The 22,056-nt window shown below is 46.4% G+C and carries 19 protein-coding genes and 1 pseudogene; 10 read left to right on the forward strand and 10 right to left on the reverse strand.

The features are described 5' to 3' along the window. The first annotated feature begins 34 nt into the window (after positions 1-34). Entirely contained in the window at positions 35-910 is an 876-nt protein-coding gene (locus EAO38_RS04030; RefSeq protein ID WP_121021352.1) for a pirin family protein, read from the forward strand. Positions 911-930: 20 nt separating this feature from the next. On the opposite strand, the gene EAO38_RS04035 is transcribed toward EAO38_RS04030, so the two are convergent. The 9 genes and pseudogenes from EAO38_RS04035 to EAO38_RS04075 form a co-directional block, all read right to left on the reverse strand. Next, positions 931-2,277 carry an outer membrane family protein gene (locus EAO38_RS04035; protein WP_235852509.1) on the reverse strand — a complete coding sequence of 449 codons (1,347 nt, stop codon included), beginning with the start codon at positions 2,275-2,277 and terminating at the stop codon, positions 931-933. A gap of 83 nt (positions 2,278-2,360) precedes the next feature. Beyond that, positions 2,361-3,989, reverse strand: coding sequence for an outer membrane family protein (locus tag EAO38_RS04040; protein ID WP_407927417.1), 1,629 nt, complete (start codon positions 3,987-3,989; stop codon positions 2,361-2,363). Between the two features lie 194 nt (positions 3,990-4,183). After that, on the reverse strand, positions 4,184-5,689 hold the full coding sequence (locus tag EAO38_RS04045; protein ID WP_121021356.1) for an outer membrane family protein: 1,506 nt from the start codon (positions 5,687-5,689) through the stop codon (positions 4,184-4,186). Positions 5,690-5,777: 88 nt separating this feature from the next. Then, positions 5,778-7,142 (reverse strand): outer membrane family protein, encoded by a 1,365-nt coding sequence (locus EAO38_RS04050; protein WP_121021358.1) that lies wholly within the window; start codon positions 7,140-7,142, stop codon positions 5,778-5,780. A gap of 4 nt (positions 7,143-7,146) precedes the next feature. Beyond that, positions 7,147-8,582 (reverse strand): annotated as a pseudogene (locus EAO38_RS04055) (outer membrane family protein). A gap of 201 nt (positions 8,583-8,783) precedes the next feature. Next, a complete protein-coding gene (locus EAO38_RS04060; RefSeq protein WP_121021360.1) occupies positions 8,784-10,223 on the reverse strand; it encodes an outer membrane family protein in 1,440 nt (479 codons plus the stop codon). Positions 10,224-10,405: 182 nt separating this feature from the next. Next, positions 10,406-11,341: an ACP S-malonyltransferase gene (locus tag EAO38_RS04065; protein WP_121021362.1), complete on the reverse strand. Its 936-nt coding sequence runs from the start codon at positions 11,339-11,341 to the stop codon at positions 10,406-10,408. Between the two features lie 29 nt (positions 11,342-11,370). Continuing rightward, positions 11,371-11,979, reverse strand: coding sequence for an outer membrane protein (locus EAO38_RS04070; RefSeq protein ID WP_121021364.1), 609 nt, complete (start codon positions 11,977-11,979; stop codon positions 11,371-11,373). 32 nt (positions 11,980-12,011) lie between these two features. Continuing rightward, positions 12,012-12,377: a hypothetical protein gene (locus EAO38_RS04075; protein ID WP_121021366.1), complete on the reverse strand. Its 366-nt coding sequence runs from the start codon at positions 12,375-12,377 to the stop codon at positions 12,012-12,014. Between the two features lie 79 nt (positions 12,378-12,456). Here EAO38_RS04075 and recG point away from each other — a divergent pair, with 79 nt between their 5' ends. The 8 genes from recG (at position 12,457) to EAO38_RS04115 (ending at position 19,137) form a co-directional block, all read left to right on the forward strand. Beyond that, positions 12,457-14,331, forward strand: coding sequence for an ATP-dependent DNA helicase RecG (gene recG, locus EAO38_RS04080; RefSeq protein ID WP_407927418.1), 1,875 nt, complete (start codon positions 12,457-12,459; stop codon positions 14,329-14,331). An 84-nt stretch (positions 14,332-14,415) separates the two neighbouring features. Then, positions 14,416-15,915, forward strand: a complete 1,500-nt coding sequence (gene ccoN, locus EAO38_RS04085; protein WP_121021390.1) for a cytochrome-c oxidase, cbb3-type subunit I — start codon at positions 14,416-14,418, stop codon at positions 15,913-15,915. Positions 15,916-15,924: 9 nt separating this feature from the next. After that, on the forward strand, positions 15,925-16,632 hold the full coding sequence (ccoO, locus tag EAO38_RS04090) for a cytochrome-c oxidase, cbb3-type subunit II (RefSeq protein ID WP_121021368.1): 708 nt from the start codon (positions 15,925-15,927) through the stop codon (positions 16,630-16,632). Continuing rightward, positions 16,632-16,841 (forward strand): cytochrome c oxidase, cbb3-type, CcoQ subunit, encoded by a 210-nt coding sequence (locus EAO38_RS04095; RefSeq protein WP_121021392.1) that lies wholly within the window; start codon positions 16,632-16,634, stop codon positions 16,839-16,841. Before ccoO ends, EAO38_RS04095 begins: the two co-directional genes overlap by 1 nt. Next, the gene (gene ccoP, locus EAO38_RS04100; protein ID WP_121021370.1) at positions 16,842-17,705 is read left to right on the forward strand and encodes a cytochrome-c oxidase, cbb3-type subunit III; all 864 of its coding nucleotides are present in this window, start codon (positions 16,842-16,844) and stop codon (positions 17,703-17,705) included. It abuts the gene before it with no gap. Further along, entirely contained in the window at positions 17,705-17,890 is a 186-nt protein-coding gene (locus EAO38_RS04105; RefSeq protein ID WP_121021372.1) for a DUF4006 family protein, read from the forward strand. The genes ccoP and EAO38_RS04105 overlap by 1 nt, the downstream gene beginning before the upstream one ends. Before the next feature lie 106 nt (positions 17,891-17,996). Further along, the gene (locus EAO38_RS04110; RefSeq protein ID WP_235852510.1) at positions 17,997-18,593 is read left to right on the forward strand and encodes a hypothetical protein; all 597 of its coding nucleotides are present in this window, start codon (positions 17,997-17,999) and stop codon (positions 18,591-18,593) included. Continuing rightward, positions 18,583-19,137: a hypothetical protein gene (locus EAO38_RS04115; RefSeq protein WP_121021374.1), complete on the forward strand. Its 555-nt coding sequence runs from the start codon at positions 18,583-18,585 to the stop codon at positions 19,135-19,137. The genes EAO38_RS04110 and EAO38_RS04115 overlap by 11 nt, the downstream gene beginning before the upstream one ends. On the opposite strand, the gene EAO38_RS04120 is transcribed toward EAO38_RS04115, so the two are convergent. Continuing rightward, entirely contained in the window at positions 19,127-19,945 is an 819-nt protein-coding gene (locus tag EAO38_RS04120) for an outer membrane protein (protein WP_121021376.1), read from the reverse strand. The genes EAO38_RS04115 and EAO38_RS04120 overlap by 11 nt on opposite strands. A 352-nt stretch (positions 19,946-20,297) precedes the next feature. Here EAO38_RS04120 and EAO38_RS04125 point away from each other — a divergent pair, with 352 nt between their 5' ends. Further along, a complete protein-coding gene (locus EAO38_RS04125) occupies positions 20,298-21,962 on the forward strand; it encodes a BspA family leucine-rich repeat surface protein (protein ID WP_235852511.1) in 1,665 nt (554 codons plus the stop codon). Positions 21,963-22,056: the final 94 nt, after the last annotated feature.

Below are 22,056 nucleotides of genomic sequence, written 5' to 3' on the forward strand. Positions count from 1 at the left end.
CCATCGCGTTTTATAATGCGAAGAAAGGATTGCTATGAAACAAATCGCTGGAGTGCGCGATGCCTCGCGCAAGCATTGGGTGGGCAATGGGTTTTATGTCAGCACCATGATTAGTTACAACCACCAACATGCGTTGTTTGACCCATTTTTGCTTTTAGATTACAACGAACCCTACCATTTTGAAGCGGGCAGGGCGCGCGGGGTGGGCGAACACCCCCATAGGGGCTTTGAAACAGTAACCATTGTTTATCAGGGGGAAGTGGCGCATCGAGATTCGCATGGAGGTGGGGGTGTGATTGGGGCGGGTGATGTGCAATGGATGAGCGCGGGCTCTGGGGTGATGCATCAAGAATTCCACTCAGAGACTTTTGCCAAGAGGGGCGGGGTATTTGAGGCTGTGCAGCTGTGGGTGAATTTGCCCAAGGCACATAAGATGATGCCCCCCAAGTACCAAGCGATTCAGGCTAAGGATATTCCAGTGGTGGAACTCAAAGCAGATAGCGGAGTGGTACGCGTGATTGCTGGGCAGTTAGAGGGGGTGGCCGGGGTCGCGCACACTTTTAGCCCCATCAACATGTGGGATGTGCGCATGCATGCAGATAAGAATTACGTCTTTGGTGTACCTGAAAGCCATAATTTGGTGATCTTAGTGCTAGAGGGGAACGTATGCATAGGGGAGCGTACCATTACAGCAGGGCATTTGGTGAGTTTTCAAGAGGGGGGTGCGGATGTGGAGATTAGGGCTAGAAGTGTAGCCAAATTGCTTTTCTTGAGCGGCGTACCCTTAAAGGAAAGTGTGGTCGGCTATGGCCCCTTTGTGATGAACACGCAAGAGGAAATCCAACAGGCTATCTACGATCTAGAAAGCGGACAATTCGGGCGGATTGCGGGCAGTGAATCTACTCTCTGATAAAAGCGTGGTGCTTCACCTTATAAGATTTGAAACCCATAGGTGAGCGTGAACATCAGATGACTGCGATCGGAGTCCACATTATGGGGCAGGGGGAAAGCCCCCCACGAGCTACAATACCCAATGCAATACCCCTTTTTGGTAACATTGTTGTAATACTCTAGCTTGAGGTCAAATTCTAGGTTATATTTGCTCCAAAAGTAGTTTAAAAATAAGGCGATGCTCTGCTCGTTGGCGCGCGGGGAGCCAGTCAGCCGCCCTAGCACTTTCCATGTGAATCCCCGGTAGCGCGAACCAAAGTATAAAAAGCCATTGAGCGCGTCTTTACCGACAATGTTGTTGATCTCTGCATCGTAAATACTGTTGGTCCAGATATTGTAACCTAGCGGGTCGCCATAAATGCCGATGTCGCCATTGGCGTTACCGATGTTCTTGTAAATACTCCCCCCAAAACTCCATTTGTTGTAATAGAAGCGAGAGCGAAAAAAGAGGGTCTGCCCGTCCTTGCCCATGCTCTCTTGTTGGAAGAGAATGATATCTGGTCCGCGCCCTGAAGGGGGGAAGAAGGGGAAGAAGCCCACAAAAGTGCCCACCCACCTAAAACCCTTGTCTTTAAAGTTAGGATTCGTGTCGTAGGTGATGTTGATCCCAGGGGCGTTCATGCGCCCAAAGATGGAGTAAAAATAAGGGTTGACTTTCCAGCCTTTTTTTTGGTAGCGCACTTCTGCGATCATCAGAGGTTTGCCACTGGTGTAGTAGCGCCCAAAAGGCCAAAACCAGTCGCTAGAGGCAGAGGCGCGCGCATCCGAGTAGAGTACGCGTAATTTGGTGTCCTTGTATTTAACATAGCCTTCCACGCCCTGACTAAAGGAGGTAAACCAATCGTAATCAGAGAGTTCATAACGCCCCCCCTTGATACCAAAGATGCCTTTATAATCATAGCTCAAGTAGGCGTTGTGCACCATTGCATAACGGGGCTTTTGTACATGCAAACCGCTATGCCCAGCAAACCAACCGATGTATTCCCAAAAGATCCCTCCATCGTGCTGGTAATACTGCCCTGGGCCCCCAGGCTGGCCTGGGGGAATATTATTGCCCTGATAGGCCGTAGAGTCATAGGGCAATGCTGAGATCATACCCCCTACTTCGGCGCGCAAACCCTTGTAAAGGTCCAAACTCAAATTCATTTCAGCTAACAGCGAGGTGTAACTCCCGGTGGGGTAAATGAGGCGTGCGGGATTGTATTTTTGGTTATTGAAGCCAAACTTAGTATAGGTGCTCAACTTGCCCGTTAAACTCATGTCAAAAGCCGACACGCGCCCTAAAAATGCGAGTAAAACCCCCAAAAAAAAGAGTGTTTTATGCACAATGATCCACCCTTAAGCTGTTTTTGCGATCAAAAGGCGATTATAGCAAATTCCGCCCCGCTCCAAAAGCGAGGTGGGTGTTTTTAGAAGCTGTAGCTGATGTGGGTCATCAAGTGGCTGCGATCTTGAGCGACGGTGTTTCTGATATACCCCACATTGGCAGGCCCTTGTGCAAAAGCACTAGAAGAAAAAAGCCCGGTGTTGATATCTAGGGGCTGGCCGTATTTGCTCAAGTAGCCCACCCCGGGGTTATAACCCGCACGGATCACTTGTAAGAACCATTCTAGCTTGATCCCAGCCTTGATGTGCTTGCCAAATTGGTAGTTCATGTACAAGGCTAAGGCTTGGCCATCAGCGCGCGGAGAGGTCGTATAACGTTCGGCCAATTCCCAGTCAAATTTTCCATAAATACCACCGGCTTTTGCGTATAGAGTTAAGGCATCTGCGGCGGTGATATTGTTGATGCTGGCAAACCCTAGCGAGTAGATACCACCCGTCCATTGTTCCACACCATCGATGGCCACGGGGTTACCATAGGTCCCAATATTTGGGTTGGGGTTGCCTAGGGCGTAATAGATACCAAAGGAAGCGTTGTGGTTATTGAAGTCAAAGCGTTGTTTGAAGAGCAGGACTGCCCCCCCGGGCCCTTGCAACCCGCGCCACTGGCCTTGATCTAAGAAAGGGTCCCAAGTGTTATAACGCGCGGGGGCATAACGCCCAAAGTTAGCGTTATCCCACTGGTAGACATACATGCCATAGAAAGTAGTCTGCGACCTAAACCCACGCCCATCAAAATCCGGATTGGTATCGTAGTAGATTTTAACCTCAGGAGCGGTAAAGACCTGCGGGGAGAACCACACATGGGGGTGGACATAGAAATGCTTGTTCACCTGGTAGATAAACCCGATCTTATGCTGGCCCCATGGCTTTTCGCGATAGATGGGGAACATCCATTGGCCATCAGCGATACCACGGCCCCAGGAGCTGAACACTTGAAAAGTCAGCTTGTCAGTCAGGTTAAACATCCCATAGAACCCCTGTGTCAACTGGTAAAACCAGTCGACCATTTTGATCTGAGTGGTGTCATAACGTCCTAAGATCATCCATACTCTATCGCTCTTATATTGCACATTGGCCTTGTAGATTTCATAGCGGCGCGACTGCCCCGGGGTATAAGCGCTGGCCGGATAGTAGTTAGGAAACAAGCCATTCCACTCCCCCATAAACATATACCCAATCCCCCTAGGGTCGGCAATGCCCCCGGGCTGGTATTGGTTAGCATAAGGGCCGCCTGTAACAATGGACGAACAGAATTGGCCACCAGCAGTGCTACATTGGTTAGCATATTTTTCCCATTCTTTCCATAGCGCGGGGTTAGAAGATTTCACGTCTGTCGCATAGCGATCGTAACGCGTGCCATCATAGGGCATCCCCCCCAATGCCCCGCCCACTGTAACACTCCAACCCTTGCCCAAGTGCAAGGTGCTCTCTAGCTTGCCGGTGAGTTCCACGAAAGTACCCGTGGGGTAGATCCCCTTGATGGGGTTGATAGGAGAAGTGTTAAAACCCACCTTAGAGAAGTTGATGAGATCGCCATGTACTTCATAGCTCAGAGCGTCTAAGCCACACACTCCTAAAGACGAAGAAGCCAAGAGGGCGGGAACCACCCTACCTAGGAGCCACCCGCTCTTGTGGTGCTCCGTTTGTTTGATCGTTGTTGTTTTTTCCATACTACACTCCCTTTCAGATAGCTTAGGATAAAAAATTGCCTTGTTTAGAGACCTTCCTAGAGCACGCGCTCTTGTGCGTGCATTTTAATGTTTTTTTTCTTAAAAAAACCCTAGTTTCTGTCTTTTTCCCATCGGTTAAGGGTATTATTTTGATTTTTCTGCTCATACTGCTACGCCTAGAACTTTAAAGTGATATTGGTCATGATGTGGCTTCTATCTTGGTAATTGGCTTGGTAGGCGGGGTTGTTGAATTGGGGCAGGCCAAAGTAAGCCACGCGATAGCCTTGATGCATTTGCACGCCGTAATATTCAATTTTAAAGTGTAGAAACACCGCAGGGGTGAAAGCATAATCCAAACTCAAGGCTGCGGAGTATTCATTGCTACGCCCCCGATGCCCTTGAGCATCTTTGTTGGCATTACTCACCCGCCCAAAGATATGCCAGGCGAATTTCTTATACACACTCCCCACGGAGCCATAAACGGTCGTAGTGTTGGCATTGGTAAGCGCGTCTGCTAGGCCATCATAACCGATATTATCCCAAAAATCATAGCCCACCATGCCATAAATGTTATTGACATAGGAGGTGTTGTTCCCCATGGGCATGGTGTGGCTGCCAATGAGCGCGTTAGCATTGCCAAAAGTGTTGTAAATTCCAAAGATGTAGGTAAACTTGTTCCAGCGGAAAATTTGGCGGATATTCAGACTCACCCCATACTTGCCAATGGGAGACCCGTGCTGGGCTTCATCCCAAATGCTATACAGACCGGTTTTAGGGTTATACCAGCCAGAATAGTAAATAGGAACGGTAACCATTAGTAAAGTTTGGGAACGAAAACCCACCTGATGAAAATTCTTATTGGTGTCGTAAACGAGCTTGATCCCCGGGGCGTTATAGGTTTTGGGGGCAAAGTAGTAGTAAAATTGCGCGCTCAAGCCTTCGTAATCGTAGGTAGCGCTCACCCCATGCCAGCCATAGTTGATATATTCCCCATTTTTTTTCAAATAGGGTACGACAGCGTAGAATTGATAAATCCAAGAGTTAAATGCCAAGCCCCGCCCAAAGGAGCTCCACCACCATAATTTGAGGTTTCTGATGGGTCGATAGTAGAGTTCCCACCCCTGATTAGACCCACTCATCAAGTCAATATTAGCCTCGTAACGCCCCAACTTCACCCCAAAGATGTTTTTATACTCGTAATGCAGATAAGCTGTGTCTAGCACATAGGGGCGCGCGTTGTAGGCCCCGGATTTACTAGGCCCTTCATAATCGGGGCCAAAATACTTGTTGAAGAAGTAGCCATGCCAACCCCCAATGAAGTTATAAACGTCTGAGCCAAAGAGTTTTCCATTAGCCTGATCGATCAAATACTTCGTAGAGTTGTAAGGTACCCCGGCCATCTCCCCGCCCAAATGGAAATTGAGCTTGTGATCAGCGGTATGCTTGGGGAGCAAACCCACTCTAATTTGGGCGATCCCAGCCACATCCACAAAGCTTTCTGTAGGAAAAATGCCCTTAGCCGAATTAATGGGGGAATGGTTGAATCCAATTTTAGAAAATGTGTCCAGATGCCCACTAAAGCTATAGTCAAAAGCGTGTAAAAAATACACACATAACAATCCCCATAGACCGAATAGACGCGCTAGGCCTGTCCATATTCTTTTGGTTAGTTGTTGCAACATAAAAACTCCTTTACTAACTTGTTATCATGGAAAATTTGTTTTTCAAAAATTCTACAACCATGGTTGTCTCCCAGTGTTACTAAAATACTTAGAATTGCGCTTTTAAAGCGGTCATAATATAACTACGATCTTGGGTATTTGGAGCAAAATCAGGGTTATTAGGATTATAGGGGCCATTATAGCCCACCTTATAACCTCTGTGTGTGCTCACCTCGTGATAAACCAAGCGTATATCACTGGTGATGTAGCGATTCCATTTGATTCCAATATTAAAGGCTAAAGTCTGCTCATTGGCGCGCGGGGAATAGGTGAGCTTGCCTAAAATCCCCCAGGAGAGTCGCCTGTATACTCCCCCGCCAAAGGCGTAAATGGTGATCGCATTGGGCGCAAGCATGTTATCCATCAACCCCCCATAAACGCTATTATCCCGGTAATCTATAGCAATGGGGCTTCCATACCAGTTAATTTTGGCATTTGCATTGCCGATGTTTTGGAAATAACCCAGCCCAAAATTAAACTGGTTGTAATCAAAGCGTTGCTGGATGTACACGCTTGACCCCCAAGTGCCCAAAGGAGAACCCCTAAAATAAGCGTTGTAAACATGCGGGCTATAGATAGGAAAAATCACCACAATTTCACTCAAGGACTTAAACCCCACCCCCTCAAATTTGGGGTTGCTATTGTAGTGGAATTTAAACCCCGGAGTAACATATGTGTTAGGAGAAAAATACACAAGAGGTTCAAAAAATACATGCGGACTATCATAGCTCAAGCCAAAGGCGTGGATACCCAGGTTAATAGGCTTGCCCTCTTTAGTGGTGGTGGTGATGGGCGCGTACCAATCGCGCACAAATTCCCCCACCGCTAAAGAACGCCCAAAGGAACTAAACCATCGAGCCCGAAAGTATTTTAAAAACCAATAGGAGATCTCAAAGCCTTCTGTATAGCCGCTCATAAAAGTCGTTTTAGCCAAATACCTGCCCACTAGGATATTTAAGGTTTTGCCATAATCGTAGCGCAAATAGGCACTATAGAGCACATAGGGGCGGGTGTGTTGGTCGGATTCCACATTCGAATCTTTCCACGGCGCATTGCCCAAATAGCCCCACCACCTGCCTATGTAGTAGAATACCCTAGAGCCATAAACCTGCCCGGTACTTTGATCGATCAAAAAGCGCGTGCTGTCATAAGCCAAGCCCCCCAAAGCCCCTCCAATCCCGCTACTGATCTTGTGTGCGTTTTTGTTCCATAAAGTCGCGTCCACTTGGGTTTTCAAGGTCATGGCGACAAAGGTTTCTGTGGGGTAGATTCCCTTAGCAGAATTGATGGGAGAATGGTTAAAACCCACTTTAGAAAAAGACTCCACCATCCCACTCAATTTATAATCAAACCCCCACAAGAAGCCCCCCTTTGCAATGGACACAAAAACTAGCGTGCGGGCAAGCAAGCGCATCGCACTACAGACTCACTTTAATTTCTGTAAAAATATGGCTTCTATCTTGGTGTGTGGCTGGCTGGCTGTCTAAAAAGGGGCCATTCCAGCCCATTTTATACCCGCGGTGCATGTCCACATTGTAATACTCTACCTTGATGTCCGCGTAAAAATGTTTGGAAAACTCATAGCCCAAGTTGAAAGAAAAAACTTGTTCGTTAGCCCTAGGCCCATAGGTAAGCCGCCCCAAAGAACCCCATAAAAAGCGCCCATGCACACCGCCCCCAAAGATAAAGGCGGTAAAAGCGTCCGCGTCCATCATATAGGAAAGAGAGTTAATGGTGTTGGCGTACACGCTATTGGTCCAAAAGTCAAAACCCAAACGGCTTCCGTGGTAGCCAATCATCCAGTTGGCGTTGCCAAAACTCTTATAAATCCCCCCCCCAAAGTTGTAGTTATTGTAGTCAAAGCGTTGTTTAACCATCAAGCTATGCGCGTTTTTCTTGGAGAGCATCCCAAATTGGTAAGTATCCCAAAAGCGCTTGGCATAAAAGGGGTTTAAAACTGTGATGTCGGTTTGTGAACGCCAACCCAAACCCTTAAAATCCGGTTTACTGTCATAGAGAATGGTAAAGTTGGGGTCGTATTCATTATTGGGCGAAAAATAGACAAAGGGCACAATACTCAAGCCCTTATACTGCCAAGTGATGTAAAAAGCATGTACCCCGGGGTTGATTTCCTTGCCATTGGCCAGAGTGTAAGTTTTGGGCGAATAGAAGTTATAAAGCCACTCATTGTAGGCAAAGCCCCGTCCAAAGGAGCTAAACCACCAAAATTTGAAATTCTTCCACTTCACCGTCATATCCAACCCCTGGGTATAACCACTCATGTAGTCTGCTGGAGATTCATAGCGCCCCCCCCTGAAACGGAAAATATCCTTGTAGGAATAATCAATATAGGCGTTGTAAATCACGTAGTGTCTAGAATTATCCGCATACCCCTGCGCGCAACTCTCATGGGTTTGATCGGATAGGGCAGTCAACTGGGCTTGAGTCATGCTCTGCCCTTGGGCGTAATCTTTTACCCCATTACTTAGGCCACACTGCGCCCATGGTTTTTGCCCCACTAGCCCGCCCCAATAGCCAAAGTAGTTCCAAGCCATGTCCCCATAGGGCTTTCCTGTAGCTTGGTTGATCAAATTGCGCGTACCATCATAGATCAACCCCCCTCCCATGCCCCCTAAACTCCCAGAGAGATGATGTCCGGCGCAGTCGCGCTCTTGGAGAGCAATTCGGGAAAATCTAATTGCAAATAGGCCACTACGGTAACAAAGGTCTCTGTCGGGTAAAGCCCTTTATTTGTGTTAATGGGCTTGTTGTTGAAACCCACTTTAGAAAAGGATTCTGCCCCCGCCTTGAATTTGGCAAAGGATTCTAGATTGCGCCAATCTAGCGCGTCCATTTCGCCCCATAAACCCAATGCGGCTACCAAGCCTCTAGACAGCAAAGCGACTTTTTTCAATGCCTGCCCCTTTTAGATGATGCGGGATAAATGTTGGGCATGCGTTAATGCTTTGCATTTACCTTCGAGAAATCATAGCATGCTAGGCGTGAATTTTCTCTTAGTTTATACTTTTATCAAGAAAACACACCCCAACAAGCCCTAGAAAGTGGCGATCAAGTTTGTCGTTAGGCTACTGCGATCTTGATACCCTCCTTTGCAGTAGCCTGTGCAGGGTCCGTCATTTACATCAGCGCGGTAACCTTTGTTCATGTGTACCCCAAAATAGGTAAGATCCACACTTGCGCTTATGATCTTATTGAAGGTATACTGGAAAAACACGCCCACACGCGCCGCATAAGCGATGGGCGCGCTACTCCACTGCCATTGCATTTGCCAGATAAACTTCTTTTTGAAATGTGTCCCCCCATAACCGATATTGCCCGTTACTGCATCTGCTGTGATGGAAGGCCCATTAAGCCCTTCCCATGCGCTGTTAGAACCAAATGCCACCCCAGCTGGGTTACCCATGTTTCCGATATAGGTATTGGGATTTTGGAAATTCTTTAAAAAAGTGCCCACGAGGTAAAACTCGTTGAAATCAAAGCGTTGCTTGATAGCCAAACTCTGTCCAGTGCGCGTAACAGGTGTAGCATATCTGTAAATGTGCCCCCCACTGCTATTAATGACCATCCAAGGATAATAAACCGGCAGGAAGACAAGCACAGAGGTTTGAGAGCGGAAACCCCGTTTAACAAAGTTAGGATTGGTGTCCCATGCGACCTTAAAGCCGGGGGCATTGAAAATCTTGGGCGAAAAATAAAAGAAGCCCTCTAACAAGAGTTTGTGGCGTTGGTAGTTGACCTGCAGGGCATGGGTGCCTAAAAGTGTCTGAGCCCCATGCGCATCCCAGCCCCCTTGAGCATTTTTAGTATAATTGCCATAACGGGTTGTTCTGGCGGCAAACCAATCGTGGATAAATGAGCCAGCCGCGAACGCGCGCCCAAAGGAGCTAAACCATGTTACACGCAAATCCCTAGTCCCCCCAAAAACCTCAAAGCCCTGAGTTTGACCGCTCCTATACTCCATGCTAGATTTATAACGCCCTAGTTTGATCCCAAAATACTGCTTGTACTGGTAGTTGAGGAAAATATCACTCCATACATAGTTGTGTGTGAGTCTCTTTTGGTCGGCCTCTGTTAAAGTATTCTCATCGTCAGACAAGAACTTGTATCCTCCCATAAAACCACTGTAGCCTCCAAAGATATCGCTGATGATCGAGCCCCCTTGTTTATACTTCGTGCCATCATAGAGCACACCCCCCACAATGCCCCCGATCTTAAAATTAAGAGTGTGATCTTTTGTATCTTTTGGCAACAAGCCCACCTCTAAGCCTAAATATCCGGTGATGGTCGCGTAACGCTCTGTGGGGTAAATTCCCTTATCTCTGTTGATCTTACTATTATTAAAACCGATGGAAGCAGCTTGGTTGGCAAAGCCTGCAAGCTTATAACTAAAGCCCTGCAGAGCACCCGCGGCCAAAGCCAAAGAGCCAAAAAAGGTTAAAAGAGAAGGTTTAAAAACGCGCGATCCCAGTGGCATGTCGCCTCCTACAATTGAGATTTTAAAAAATGTTGCACAAAAACTCATTTGCTCACAAATGGTTTACCTTAATGTAACTAAAAAATTATAGAATGACCTTTATTTGTGCGCATGCTTCGCATTTTCAACAATAAAAATAAACCAAATGCTACATAAAGCAACAATTGGCGTTCAGTCGCGGGCTATTTAGTTGCTTGAGCGCGTGTAAACTTTAGAGCCTCTTGCAAACTGGCTTGGTCGGTAATGCTCAAGGTGGGTTTGGAACTTAGGCGCTTGTTGAGATTTTTGAGCACACTGGTGCCAAATTCTAAATAGTAGGACGCGCTGGATTCGCATAGTTGCACGCATGCATCGTAAAGCACGGGCTGGACCAATTGCACGCCCAAACATTTTAAAGCCTCTTCTTTGGAGCGGTACAACAAGGCATTCGCGTTTGAGACCACGCTAAAAGTGTAGTGATCTTCTAGGCTTTGCGCTAAGAGTGCGCTAAAATCCTTTAACATGGGGGCTAAGATCTCGCAATGACTCACCACATTCATGGGCAATAAGACTAATTTTTTAGCCCCTAAATCCTTGGCTTGCAGGGTACATAGTACTTCTTTAGTCCCGGCTAGTACAATTTGAGAGCCATTAAAATTAGCCGCATAGAGCGCGCGCCCCTGTGATCTCGCTTGGGTACAAAAATCTAGTAAACTCTCTTTAGACGCGCCCAAGACGGCCAACATGCCTAACTCTTTGGGGCTTTGCGCGCACACGCGTTCCATCAAGCTCCCCCGCTCAAACACGAGTTGTAGCCCCTTAGCTAAACTGAGTGCCCCACTAGCCCCATTAGCACTAATTTCGCCCAAAGAATGCCCCAACCCTGCACTCACAGGCAACTCTCCGATTTCTCTCATAAAGACTCTAAAAGCCACCATAGAGACCAAAAACAGCGCGCTTTGGGTGTAGGGGCTTTGGCTGAGTCGCGCATCTTCCTCCCATAACAGGGCTTGCATGTCAGTTTGCAAAACATCGCTAGCTTCTTCAAACATTTCTCTAGCCAAACTAAAATGCGTGCAAAAATCCCTGCCCATGCCCACATGTTGAGAACCCTGCCCTCCAAATAAAGCCACTACCATAGTGAATCCTTTTTAAGGGGAATTGTAACCTAAAAATACCAAGTATGGGAAAGAAAGATACTATAATCGCGCACAAATTTAGAGCCGATCTCGCCATTGAGGGGGACTTTAAAGCCAAATTCTACAGACACATCATGATAGAGAATGACCGTTTGGAAACGCACCCCCACTTGGGCAAAAACCCTAAAAAAGGTATGCCTAAAACGTAGACTGGTGAAAGAGCGGTAATTTTCAATGAGAAAATTACGCGAGAAACGCGAGGTGGTCCATGTGTTGCCCCCAATCATCATGCCATAGAAAAGCCCCCACACATTCAGAGGGTTTTTATTGTATTCCACTACCAAATCCCCCCCCGCGCCATAGGTAAACATGTTGGTTTCTATATTGCTATTTTTATCCAGCATGACAAAACCATAATCCAAGAATCCATAGTAACGGGTGTAAAACCAGCGATCTAAAGGATTGTATTCATACCCAAAGAGAATACTCGCCCCCTCAATGGTGCGGTAATGCTTGACAAACTCCCCATTAGCGTTTTGGGTATAAAAGTGCATCTGCCCCACTTGGAACTGGCTGAGCAAAAAAGTGCGGCTTTTAGCCGCGTCCAAGCAGACAACTAAGAGCCCCCACACTCCCATAAGGCATAGAAGACGCGCAAAAATACCCGATCCTAATAATTGTGATTGAGTGGCGAACTCAAATTGTCTTCGTGGTTATTCCAATTTTGCAAAATATTGTTGTTTTGCGGGGTATACATTGGGCCGGTGGGCTGTGTCGCGTCCTGAATCGCGTCCTCTACATTGATAATACGATCAACCTTCTGGGTCGTCTTAGCGTCATCGATGCGGTGTTCCAAACTCTCTATAGCTGTGTCCTGTCCAACCACATTGTTGGATTTTGGTTTTTGAGCGACTTGACCTTGCTGCGTGGGCGCGTTCCGGGGGTGAGACTTGCTGGACCTTGCTGTGTCCTTGCACCCCACCAACATGCCCAAGCAAACCAAGACGAGGGCATAATACTTCAATGGATTCAACATCTCAATATCCTTACATTTTTGGGTTATAATAGCATGCTTTAGGTAAGAAAAAACTAACTAAAAGTATGTGGTGGCGCAATTGGATAGCAAACTAGATTTAGGCGTGGGGCTTTGCTTGGTGGACTTTTTAGAACTTGTGCTACACCCCCCTAAGGGGTATCGTGCCTACACCCTCTTAGAAAATCTCCAGCCAAATCAACAAGGTTGTCTCGAAGTAGAGTATTTAGGTATGAGCGCGGCCAAAGTGCTTAAGGTGCGTGCACGTGCTCTAGCTTTCCAACGTGAAATTGAACTGGTGTGTTTTAATTATTCTGCCTACCATGTCCACGCTCTATCGCAAAAGCGTTACTTTGTCTATGGCAAGATCAGCCATAACCACTACAGCGGTGCGTTTCAAATGACCCAACCCCAAGTGGTCCAAACCCCCCAGACCATCGCTCTGTACTTCAAAAAAGAGGCTAAACACACCCGCGCCTTCAAAGCCCAAAAAACCACGAGGAATTATCCCGACTTCGTACGCCAAATCTTGAGTATCAAGAATCTTGCCAAATTGGCTTTAGTGGGTGTGTCTGAAGAGATGATCCAAGATTTAACTCTGCTCTTCCACCCTACTTTGGAATTTGTACACGCCTTTGACACCCATAAAGGCCTCTTTGGCAAATACTTGCAAGCGCTTAAATTCATAGAAGCCTTGGTGTATATGTTGCACTTGAGTGGCAAAAGATGGGAGTTTCCTAGTAAATTTAGTGGGCATGCTAACACCAAAGCACTCCAAGAGTTTATCCAAGCCCTGCCCTTTGCTCTCACCCCCGATCAACAGCGCGCAATCGCTAATGTTCAAGAAGACATGCAAGGAGAACTGGCGAGCAAACGTCTAGTGATGGGCGATGTGGGTTGTGGAAAAACCATGGTGATTTTAGCCAGCGTGGCTTTGGCCGCGCCTTATAAAAGTCTTTTAATGGCACCTACTAGCGTTTTAGCCAAACAGCTCTATGAGGAAGCGCGTAAATTTTTACCCCCCTACATCAAGGTAGCATTACTCTTAGGGGGATATACGCCCAAGAAAGCCTTGCAAGCCCTGCAAGAAGCGACCTTTATCATCGGTACAACCACCCTCCTATATGTGGACTTAGACATGTCCCAAGTTGCCTTAGTACTCAGCGATGAACAACACCGCTTTGGGACAAAACAGCGCTATGACTTAGAACAACGCGCGCGCATCGGGTTTACAGATGGTTCTGTGCGCAAGCCCCATTATTTGCAGTTCTCTGCGACCCCTATTCCTAGAACCTTAGCGATGATGAGCGCGAAATTTGTCAAGACCACCCTCATCAGAGATAAGCCTCACCACAAGGACATCGCTACTCATTTGATTGATAAGACCCATTTCAACGCGCTTTTAACCCATATCTATCAAGAGATCGCTCGACACAAACAAGTTGTCATCATTTACCCCCTTGTAGAAGAGAGCGCACACACCACGTATATGCCCCTTAAACAAGGCGCGCTTTACTGGCAAAAACATTTTGAAAAAGTTTATATTACAAGCGGAAAAGACACAGATAAAGAAGAAATTTTAGAGGACTTTGCTAAGGCAGGCAATATTCTCCTCACCACCACACTTATAGAAGTAGGCATTAGTTTACCCAAACTCTCTAGCATCGTGATCGTGGGGGCGGAGCGCTTGGGGCTGGCCACCTTGCACCAACTCAGAGGCAGAGTCGCGCGCTTGGGCGGTAAGGGCTATTGCTTTTTATTCACGCACAATACTGACAACCCCCGCTTACAAGAATTTAGCAAAACTTTAGATGGGTTTGAGATCGCCAATTTGGATCTGAAATACCGCGATTCTGGAGATTTATTACAAGGCACGCACCAAAGTGGGGCGCATTTCAACTATTTAGATTTGAGTGCCGATCAAGCCCTCATTACTCAGGTGAGTGCATTATTTTAGCTCCTTTCATTAGCTGACTTCACCAGAAACCATGCTATACTCGAGATTTTTAAATCAGATTGAGGAGTGTGCATGGATGTTGGCATGCAACAGAGCTACGCCAAGTCTGTTGGGGTGGCAAGGGGGGAGGTCGCAGAGTATGACTACTCTATAGCGCGCCTGTTCATCATTGCGATGATCACCTTTGGGGTTATCGGTATGGTAATTGGCGTGATTTTGGCTTTTCAGCTGGCTTTTCCCCAACTCAATTACATTGCTGGAGAGTATAGTATCTTTGGGCGTTTGCGTCCCCTCCACACCAATGGAGTGATCTATGGCTTCACATTGGGGGGCATTTGGGCAAGCTGGTATTACATTGGACAAAGGGTCTTGAAGATCACTTACCACGACCACCCTTTCTTAAAGATGGTGGGGTATTTGCACTTTTGGGTGTGGATCGCGGCTTTGGTGGCGGGCGTGGTGAGTTTGCTTGCGGGCATCACGCAAAGTAAAGAGTATGCCGAACTTGCTTGGCCCATCGACATTTTGGTGGTGATCGTGTGGGTGCTTTGGGGGGTTAGCATGTTTGGGAGCATGGGGGTTAGACGCGAGAATACCATCTATGTCTCTTTGTGGTATTACATCGCTACTTATGTCGGCATCGCCGTGTTGTATATTTTTAACAATCTCTCTATCCCTACCTATTTTGTGGCAAATATGGGGAGTGTGTGGCATTCTATTTCGCTTTATGCGGGCAGTAATGACGCGTTAGTACAATGGTGGTGGGGGCATAATGCGGTGGCGTTCGTCTTTACCAGTGGGGTGATTGGCACGATCTATTATTTCTTGCCTAAGGAGAGCGGGCAACCTATTTTCTCTTATAAATTAACCCTTTTCTCTTTTTGGAGTTTGATGTTCGTCTACATTTGGGCGGGCGGGCACCACTTGATCTATTCCACCGTGCCCGACTGGGTGCAAACCCTCTCTTCTGTGTTTTCTGTGATCTTGATCTTGCCCTCATGGGGAACGGCGATCAACATGTTACTCACTCTAAGAGGGCAATGGCATCAACTCAAAGAGTCCCCCTTGATCAAATTTCTAGTCTTGGCCAGCACCTTTTACATGCTTTCCACTTTGGAAGGTTCTATCCAAGCAATTCGTTCCGTCAATGCGCTTGCACACTTCACCGATTGGATCATCGGGCATGTGCATGATGGTGTGTTAGGCTGGGTGGGCTTTACCATGATTGCAGCGGTCTACCACATGGTGCCCCGTGTTTTCAAAAGAGAACTTTATTCAGCCAAGTTAATGGACGTGCAATTTTGGCTCATGACTTTGGGGATCGTGCTTTACTTCTCTTCTATGTGGGTGGCAGGCATCACGCAGGGCATGATGTGGCGCGATGTGGATCAATATGGCAACTTGGTTTACCAATTCATCGACACTGTGCGGGTCTTAATCCCCTATTATGTCATCAGGGGCATAGGAGGTGTCTTGTATCTGACTGGGTTCTTCATCTTCCTTTACAATGTCTTGATGACGATTCAAAAAGGGCGCGTGTTAGAAAAAGAACCTGCTTACGCCACCCCTATGGGCATGCGATAAGGAGTGGCTATGTTCGAGTTTTTAGAGAAAAACCCTTTCTTTTTTACTCTGGCCTTTGTGGTTGCTTTTGCCATTGCAGGCATTGTAGAAATTTTGCCCAACTTCTTCAAGTCAGCTAGGCCTATTGAGGGCTTGAAACCCTATAGCATTTTGGAAACCGCCGGGCGACAAGTTTATATCAAAGAGGGGTGCTATAATTGCCATTCCCAGCTGATTCGCCCTTTTCAAGCAGAGGTACAACGCTATGGGGCTTATAGCCTGAGTGGGGAGTACGCTTACGATCGCCCTTTTCTATGGGGTTCTCGGCGCATTGGGCCAGATTTGCACCGCGTGGGCGATGTGCGCACCACCGCTTGGCATGAAAAGCACATGCTAGAGCCCACTAGTGTGGTACCCGGAAGTATCATGCCCGCTTACAAGCACCTATTTACCAAGGACAGCGATTTTGACACTGCCTACGCAGAAGCCTATGCTGAGAAAAAGATCTTTGGCGTGCCCTATGATACCCCCAATGGAGTCAAGCTAGGCGATATTAAAGAAGCCAAAAAGCTCTTTCTAGAAGAGGCAAAAGCTATTGTGGATGACATGCAAAATCCCCAAATTGCCCAAGCCCTTAAGGAGGGGCGGGTTAAAGAGATTGTGGCCTTGATCGCCTATTTGAATAGCTTGGGGCAGTCTAGGATTGCCCATGCCACCCCCACTAAGGAGGGCAAGTGATGGATTTGGATACAGTTAGAGGGCTTGCCTATGTCTTTTTTACAATTCTCTTCACGCTGTTTCTTTACGCCTACATTGTTAGCATGTATGTGAAAGATAAAAAGGGTATCACGGATTACGAGCGTTACAGTCAGCTAGCGCTCCAAGATGAGCTCCATGATGCGCCCATTGAGCCGCGCCCATCCCTATCATCACACAAAAGAGGTTAAATGGAGATCTTAAAAGACCACATCAATTTGTTTGCCTTGGGGGCGGCCTTAGTGATCTTGGTGCTCACCTTGAGCATGAGCTCATCCTTGTTCAAGGCAATGCGTGAGAAAACCAGCGGGGGTAATCTTTACAATGGGGGGCATCAATACGATGGGATCGCCGAGTTTTTAAACAATATCCCCACAGGATGGATCCTTAGTTTTTTAGCTATCATTGTATGGGGTGTATGGTATATCTTTCTTGGCTATCCGCTTTTCAATTATTCCCAAATTGGGGAATATAATAAGGAGATCGCTAGATATAACCACAATTTTGAAGCGCGCTGGAAAAATCTAAGTGCTAAGGATTTAGAGCAAATGGGACAGGGAATCTTCTTGGTACAATGTTCCCAATGCCATGGCTTAGAGGCGACTGGCTTGGATAATACTGCGCGTAATTTAGTAACTTGGGGCAAGGAAGCCGGAATCATGGAAATTATCAAACAGGGGTCTGTGGGCTTGGGTTACCAAGCAGTGGAGATGCCCCCCATCGAAATGAGCGATGCGGACGCAAAGGCGGTCGCTAGCTATGTCATGGGGAAAATCTCCGATCTCAAGCACACCAGCAACCCTCAGTTGGTACAAAAAGGTGAAACGATCTTTGCTAATATGTGTGCGAGTTGCCACGGGGCAGATGGCAAGGGGCAGGGGGGTATGGCTGCGGATCTAACCCACTATGGCACGCAAGTGTTCTTAAAGGAAATCTTAGACAAGGGCAAGAAGGGGCATATTGGGGAGATGCCCAGCTTTGCTTATCGGCATTTCAATGATATTCAGGTGCGCGCGCTCGCCCACTATATCCAGTCTTTACAAGGAGAGGAGTGATGAAATGGCTCAATGGTTTATTGGGGTATTGGCTTGTGGTGATAGTACTCTTGGGCGTAGTGGCCTTTCTTGGTACTAAAGCAGTGCATATCCAACAAGAAGAAGCCACGCATTACTATAAGCTAGATACGGGCAAGATTCAAATGTTTGAAAAAGATCGCCAATTCTATCAGAGTAAGGAATAACATGTTTACGGGTATGGAAAAATTGCTGGGGTTGTTTCTCATCGTTTTATTTGTCATCTCTGTGGTGCTTTACTTTATCAAACCTACTTTCTTGTTTGCGGTTTAAGTGGGGCGCGCGCTCGGACTTGTGCTTTTGCTATGGGGAGGGCTTTTAGCCGATCCTAACTTCGTGCGCGCCAATTTGGCCTTGCACTTTGTACCCAAGAGCGTGGCATTGGTGCAACGCGTTTCTACAGAATTGTACGAAAAAACCGGGGTCTCTCTTGTGCTCTTCATCGCAGACGCGGATTTGCCTAACAAACAAGCGCGTTTAGATTACCAGCAAACACACTTAAAAGAGTTAAAAAGCCCTTTTGTGGCTTTATTTGCCTATTTCCAAGCCCAAAAGATTGCCATTGTTGCTAATCCTGCCGATTTACTGGACGTGGATCGGATATTTTTTGAACGCATTGCGCCCTTGTTACCCAAGAAATGGGGGGATGACATGCGGGAGAACAACGCCCGTTTTTCTTTCGCTTTGCTCAATGGCTACACCTACATGGCCGATGCAGTGGCACACAAATACCGCGTGCATTTGCAAAGTAATATTCAAGAGGAAAACTACAATAGTCTTATTAAGACAACGCTCTACATCTTACTCTGTTCCCTTCTAGCGTTGTTTTTCTATGGCTATTTCTTTGGGGGGAAAAAGCATGAACGCTAGAGAGAAAAATTATTGGCCCTTGGGGATTTTGGCCATACTCCTGCTAGGAGTTGTTTTGGTGAGCGCGTTGGTGGTGGTTGCTATTAAAAACACTCCCCAAGATGACAATTCTTACTTGGAGAAGCACACTTTCACAGATGCGCACATCAACACCATGCTAGCCCACTACCGCGCCTTTTTAGAAAATTACGATTTGGTGTTGCTCAACCAAGATCAAAGTCTAACCCCCCTTTTCCCCTATTATGTGAATCAAAACACCCCGACTCTTCGGCTTAAATTGCGTCATAATCAGGTGCGTATTGTGATCGAAAAGCTCCAGCCCAAAGCCCCTCCCCTAGAGTTGTCCGTGCTCCTCATTAGAGGCAGAGATCACTTACAGCCTTTTAGAGAACCTGAATGTGTGGAGAATACCAAGCAGATTGCATGCACTCTACACCCTTTTAACTTACCCTCAGAGGGGCATTACAAGATTCTCATTCGAGTGCATTTTCAGGGGGAAAATATCCCCCTAATCCAGCCCGCCTATGCGCGCGCTAAAAAGTAAAGGTATAATTAATATACCAAGAGTAAAGACGGCGGATATAGAGATTGCCATCATTCTTAGTTTGTAAGAAAGGATTTTTTCTTATCATGGGAAATTTGACCCCCGCCTCAACGCTGCTGTGCTTTAGTAAGCGCACCCTGCCTCCCACATTGAAGAGAAATTGAAAGCCCGTTGGTTTTTTATTCAAGCCCGCGTAAGTTAGGGCGACATCTTTAAAATCTGGGGTGGCTAAAATCCACGAATTGCCTGCAAACTGGATTCCTCCCACCACACCCAAAGCCATTGCTTTATTATTGATGACATTTAAGATGATATCTGCTCCTGCCCCATAAGTTAACATATTGGGTGCAATGGGCTTGTTGCTCCCGACCAACTCTTGCAAAATACCCATGACATTGAGTTGGCAATTGGGTAAGCCCACATTGGGCAAGCCGGGAGGAAGCCCAACAGGAGGGACAACTCCAGGGGGCACAGGTACACCCGGAACAGGGGGCTTCACCACGGGAGCTTGGCACACCAATGGATTACCAGACGCGTTTTTTTTAGCGGCAAACTCGACTCCTTTCGCGTGGGCGTAGTCAAAAAAACCATAAAGCTTAACACCGACATATTTGAAGGGGAATAGCTGGTAACCTATTTGGATTCCAAATCCCTTTAGGGGAGCGGTGAGCTTTGTGGTTTGGCCTTTATCTTGCATCTGTATTTGTGCCTTCCCCTGTTGATATCCTCCCCCAATAAAAAGCCCACTCCCATCAGCAGCCCCCAGTATAGAGACTAAAGAAAGAGCGATAAGAGACTTAACACGCATTACAATCCTTTTTGTAGAATTTCGTTTAACATCGGTTAATTGTGTTTGCGTTCAAGTCTTATACAATGTCCGTTTTCAAATTAGCTTAAAATCGTCCGAGTCGCCCTACTAAGTGGTGCTTACCTGATATTAGTAATAATATTATCTTTTAACTTAATATTCTCTAGAATATAAGAATTTTTTTTATATTCACTAATGGGGGTTAAAAATGTCTGCGTGTCATTGTCTTTTTAAGTGAGTTCATGTTAGAATACTACACTATATCATACCCTGTATGCGTATATGCCCAGTTCATTGTGAGGTGAGCATGTTCCTTATCTTATATCTGAGAAGTTTCTTAGTAGGTTTTCTTGTGGCGTTTGTATTCCTGTGTTTGCCGTTGCACGCGCGCGCTATGTTCACTCCAAAAAGTAAAACTGAGTTGCAATCCCTTTTAAAAAATCCTAACACCATGCTCTCCCAGATCAACACGCGCTACATCACGGACATGAGCTACCTTTTTTGCTTGCAAACGCCTTTAGAGAAAAAGGGAGTTTGCACCCCCTATCGAGAAGATTTCAATGGGATAGAAACATGGGATGTAAGTCATGTGGAAAACATGGAGGGGTTGTTTATGAACCAAGTGCGCTTCAACCACTCTTTAAGACACTGGAATACCGCCCGCGTGAAGAATTTTAGCTACATGTTTGCCAACGCCATCAGTTTCAATCAGCCCTTGGCACATTGGAACACGTCTAGAGGCGTAGATTTTAGCTACATGTTTGCCAACGCTACAAGTTTTAACCAACCCTTAAATGCTTGGAATACCTCTAGAGGCGTAGATTTTAGCTACATGTTTTACCGTGCCAAAGCCTTTAACCAGCCTTTAAACCGCTGGAATCGTTGGAATCGCGCCCATAAACCCCGCCAAAACTTTAGCTACATGTTTGCCAACGCCACACATTTTAATCAAAATCTCCACATGTGGAAGGGTTTAGAGCAGGCCAATAAACAGGGAATGTTTCTAGGTACGCAACTTGAGAGTGCTTCTGATATTCTCCACGCCCCCTCCAATATCTTTACTTTTTTACACTACCCCCAAACCAAACAAGAGCTTATTGCATTATTGCAAGACCCCAACGTGGCACTAGAGAGCATCAACACCGGACTTATTGAAGACATGAGCTATCTCTTTTGTAATAAAGAAAATGTCTACGCGCGACTCCAACAGCTTCCTATCAAGAGTGGTATTTTATGGGAAGTGCAAGATAATGAATACGGCAAGATTGTAGAATTTTACCAGCACTGCCGTATTTTAGAGGGGCGCACAGATTTAGAGGGTATTCAGACTTGGGATGTTAGCCATGTTAAGAATATGGAAGGTCTGTTTATGGGAAGAGAGGTACAGGTTTCTTTGAACAACTGGGACACATCTAGCGTAGAAAACATGAAGGCGATGTTTGCGCTAGCTTCGTTCAATGCTCCCTTAGATGCATGGGAGATGCAACATGTCAAGGATACGAGTTTTATGTTTTACGGATGTAAACATTTCAACCAAAATCTCAATACATGGGATGTCAGTCATGTAGAAAACATGAGTTACATGTTCAGCTTAACCTATAATTTTAATGGCGAGATCGCGCGTTGGAATCCATCTCACGCCACAAATTTACAAGGTATGTTTAAATACGCTACCGCATTCAACCAACCCATTGGTACATGGAATGTCAGCCATGTAACCAATATGTCCTATCTATTTTACGGGGCTTTTGCGTTCAACCAGCCTTTAAATACATGGGATACTAGCCACGTAACCGATATGCAGAAGATGTTTTTCTATGCCAAAAGTTTTAACCAAACCTTGGCAAGTTGGAACACTAAAAGGGTGATGAACATGTATAAAATGTTCGCCTATACCCAAAACTTCAATCAGGATTTAGGCACTTGGCATTTGCACCAAGCCAATGTACGTTGCATGTTTTATCACGCAGTTGGCATGAAGCATTTGAATGAAAGAAAAGACCTAGATTGCACCTAACCCCTTAAGCCCCCCCTAAGCTTCAAAAAGATAGAATCGCGTTTTGCTTCTAAGAAAGCTTGTTTGAAAAGCTTCTTGGTTATGTTATTTGACT

It is taken from the genome of Helicobacter vulpis (genome assembly GCF_003660395.1).
Lineage (GTDB): Bacteria > Campylobacterota > Campylobacteria > Campylobacterales > Helicobacteraceae > Helicobacter > Helicobacter vulpis.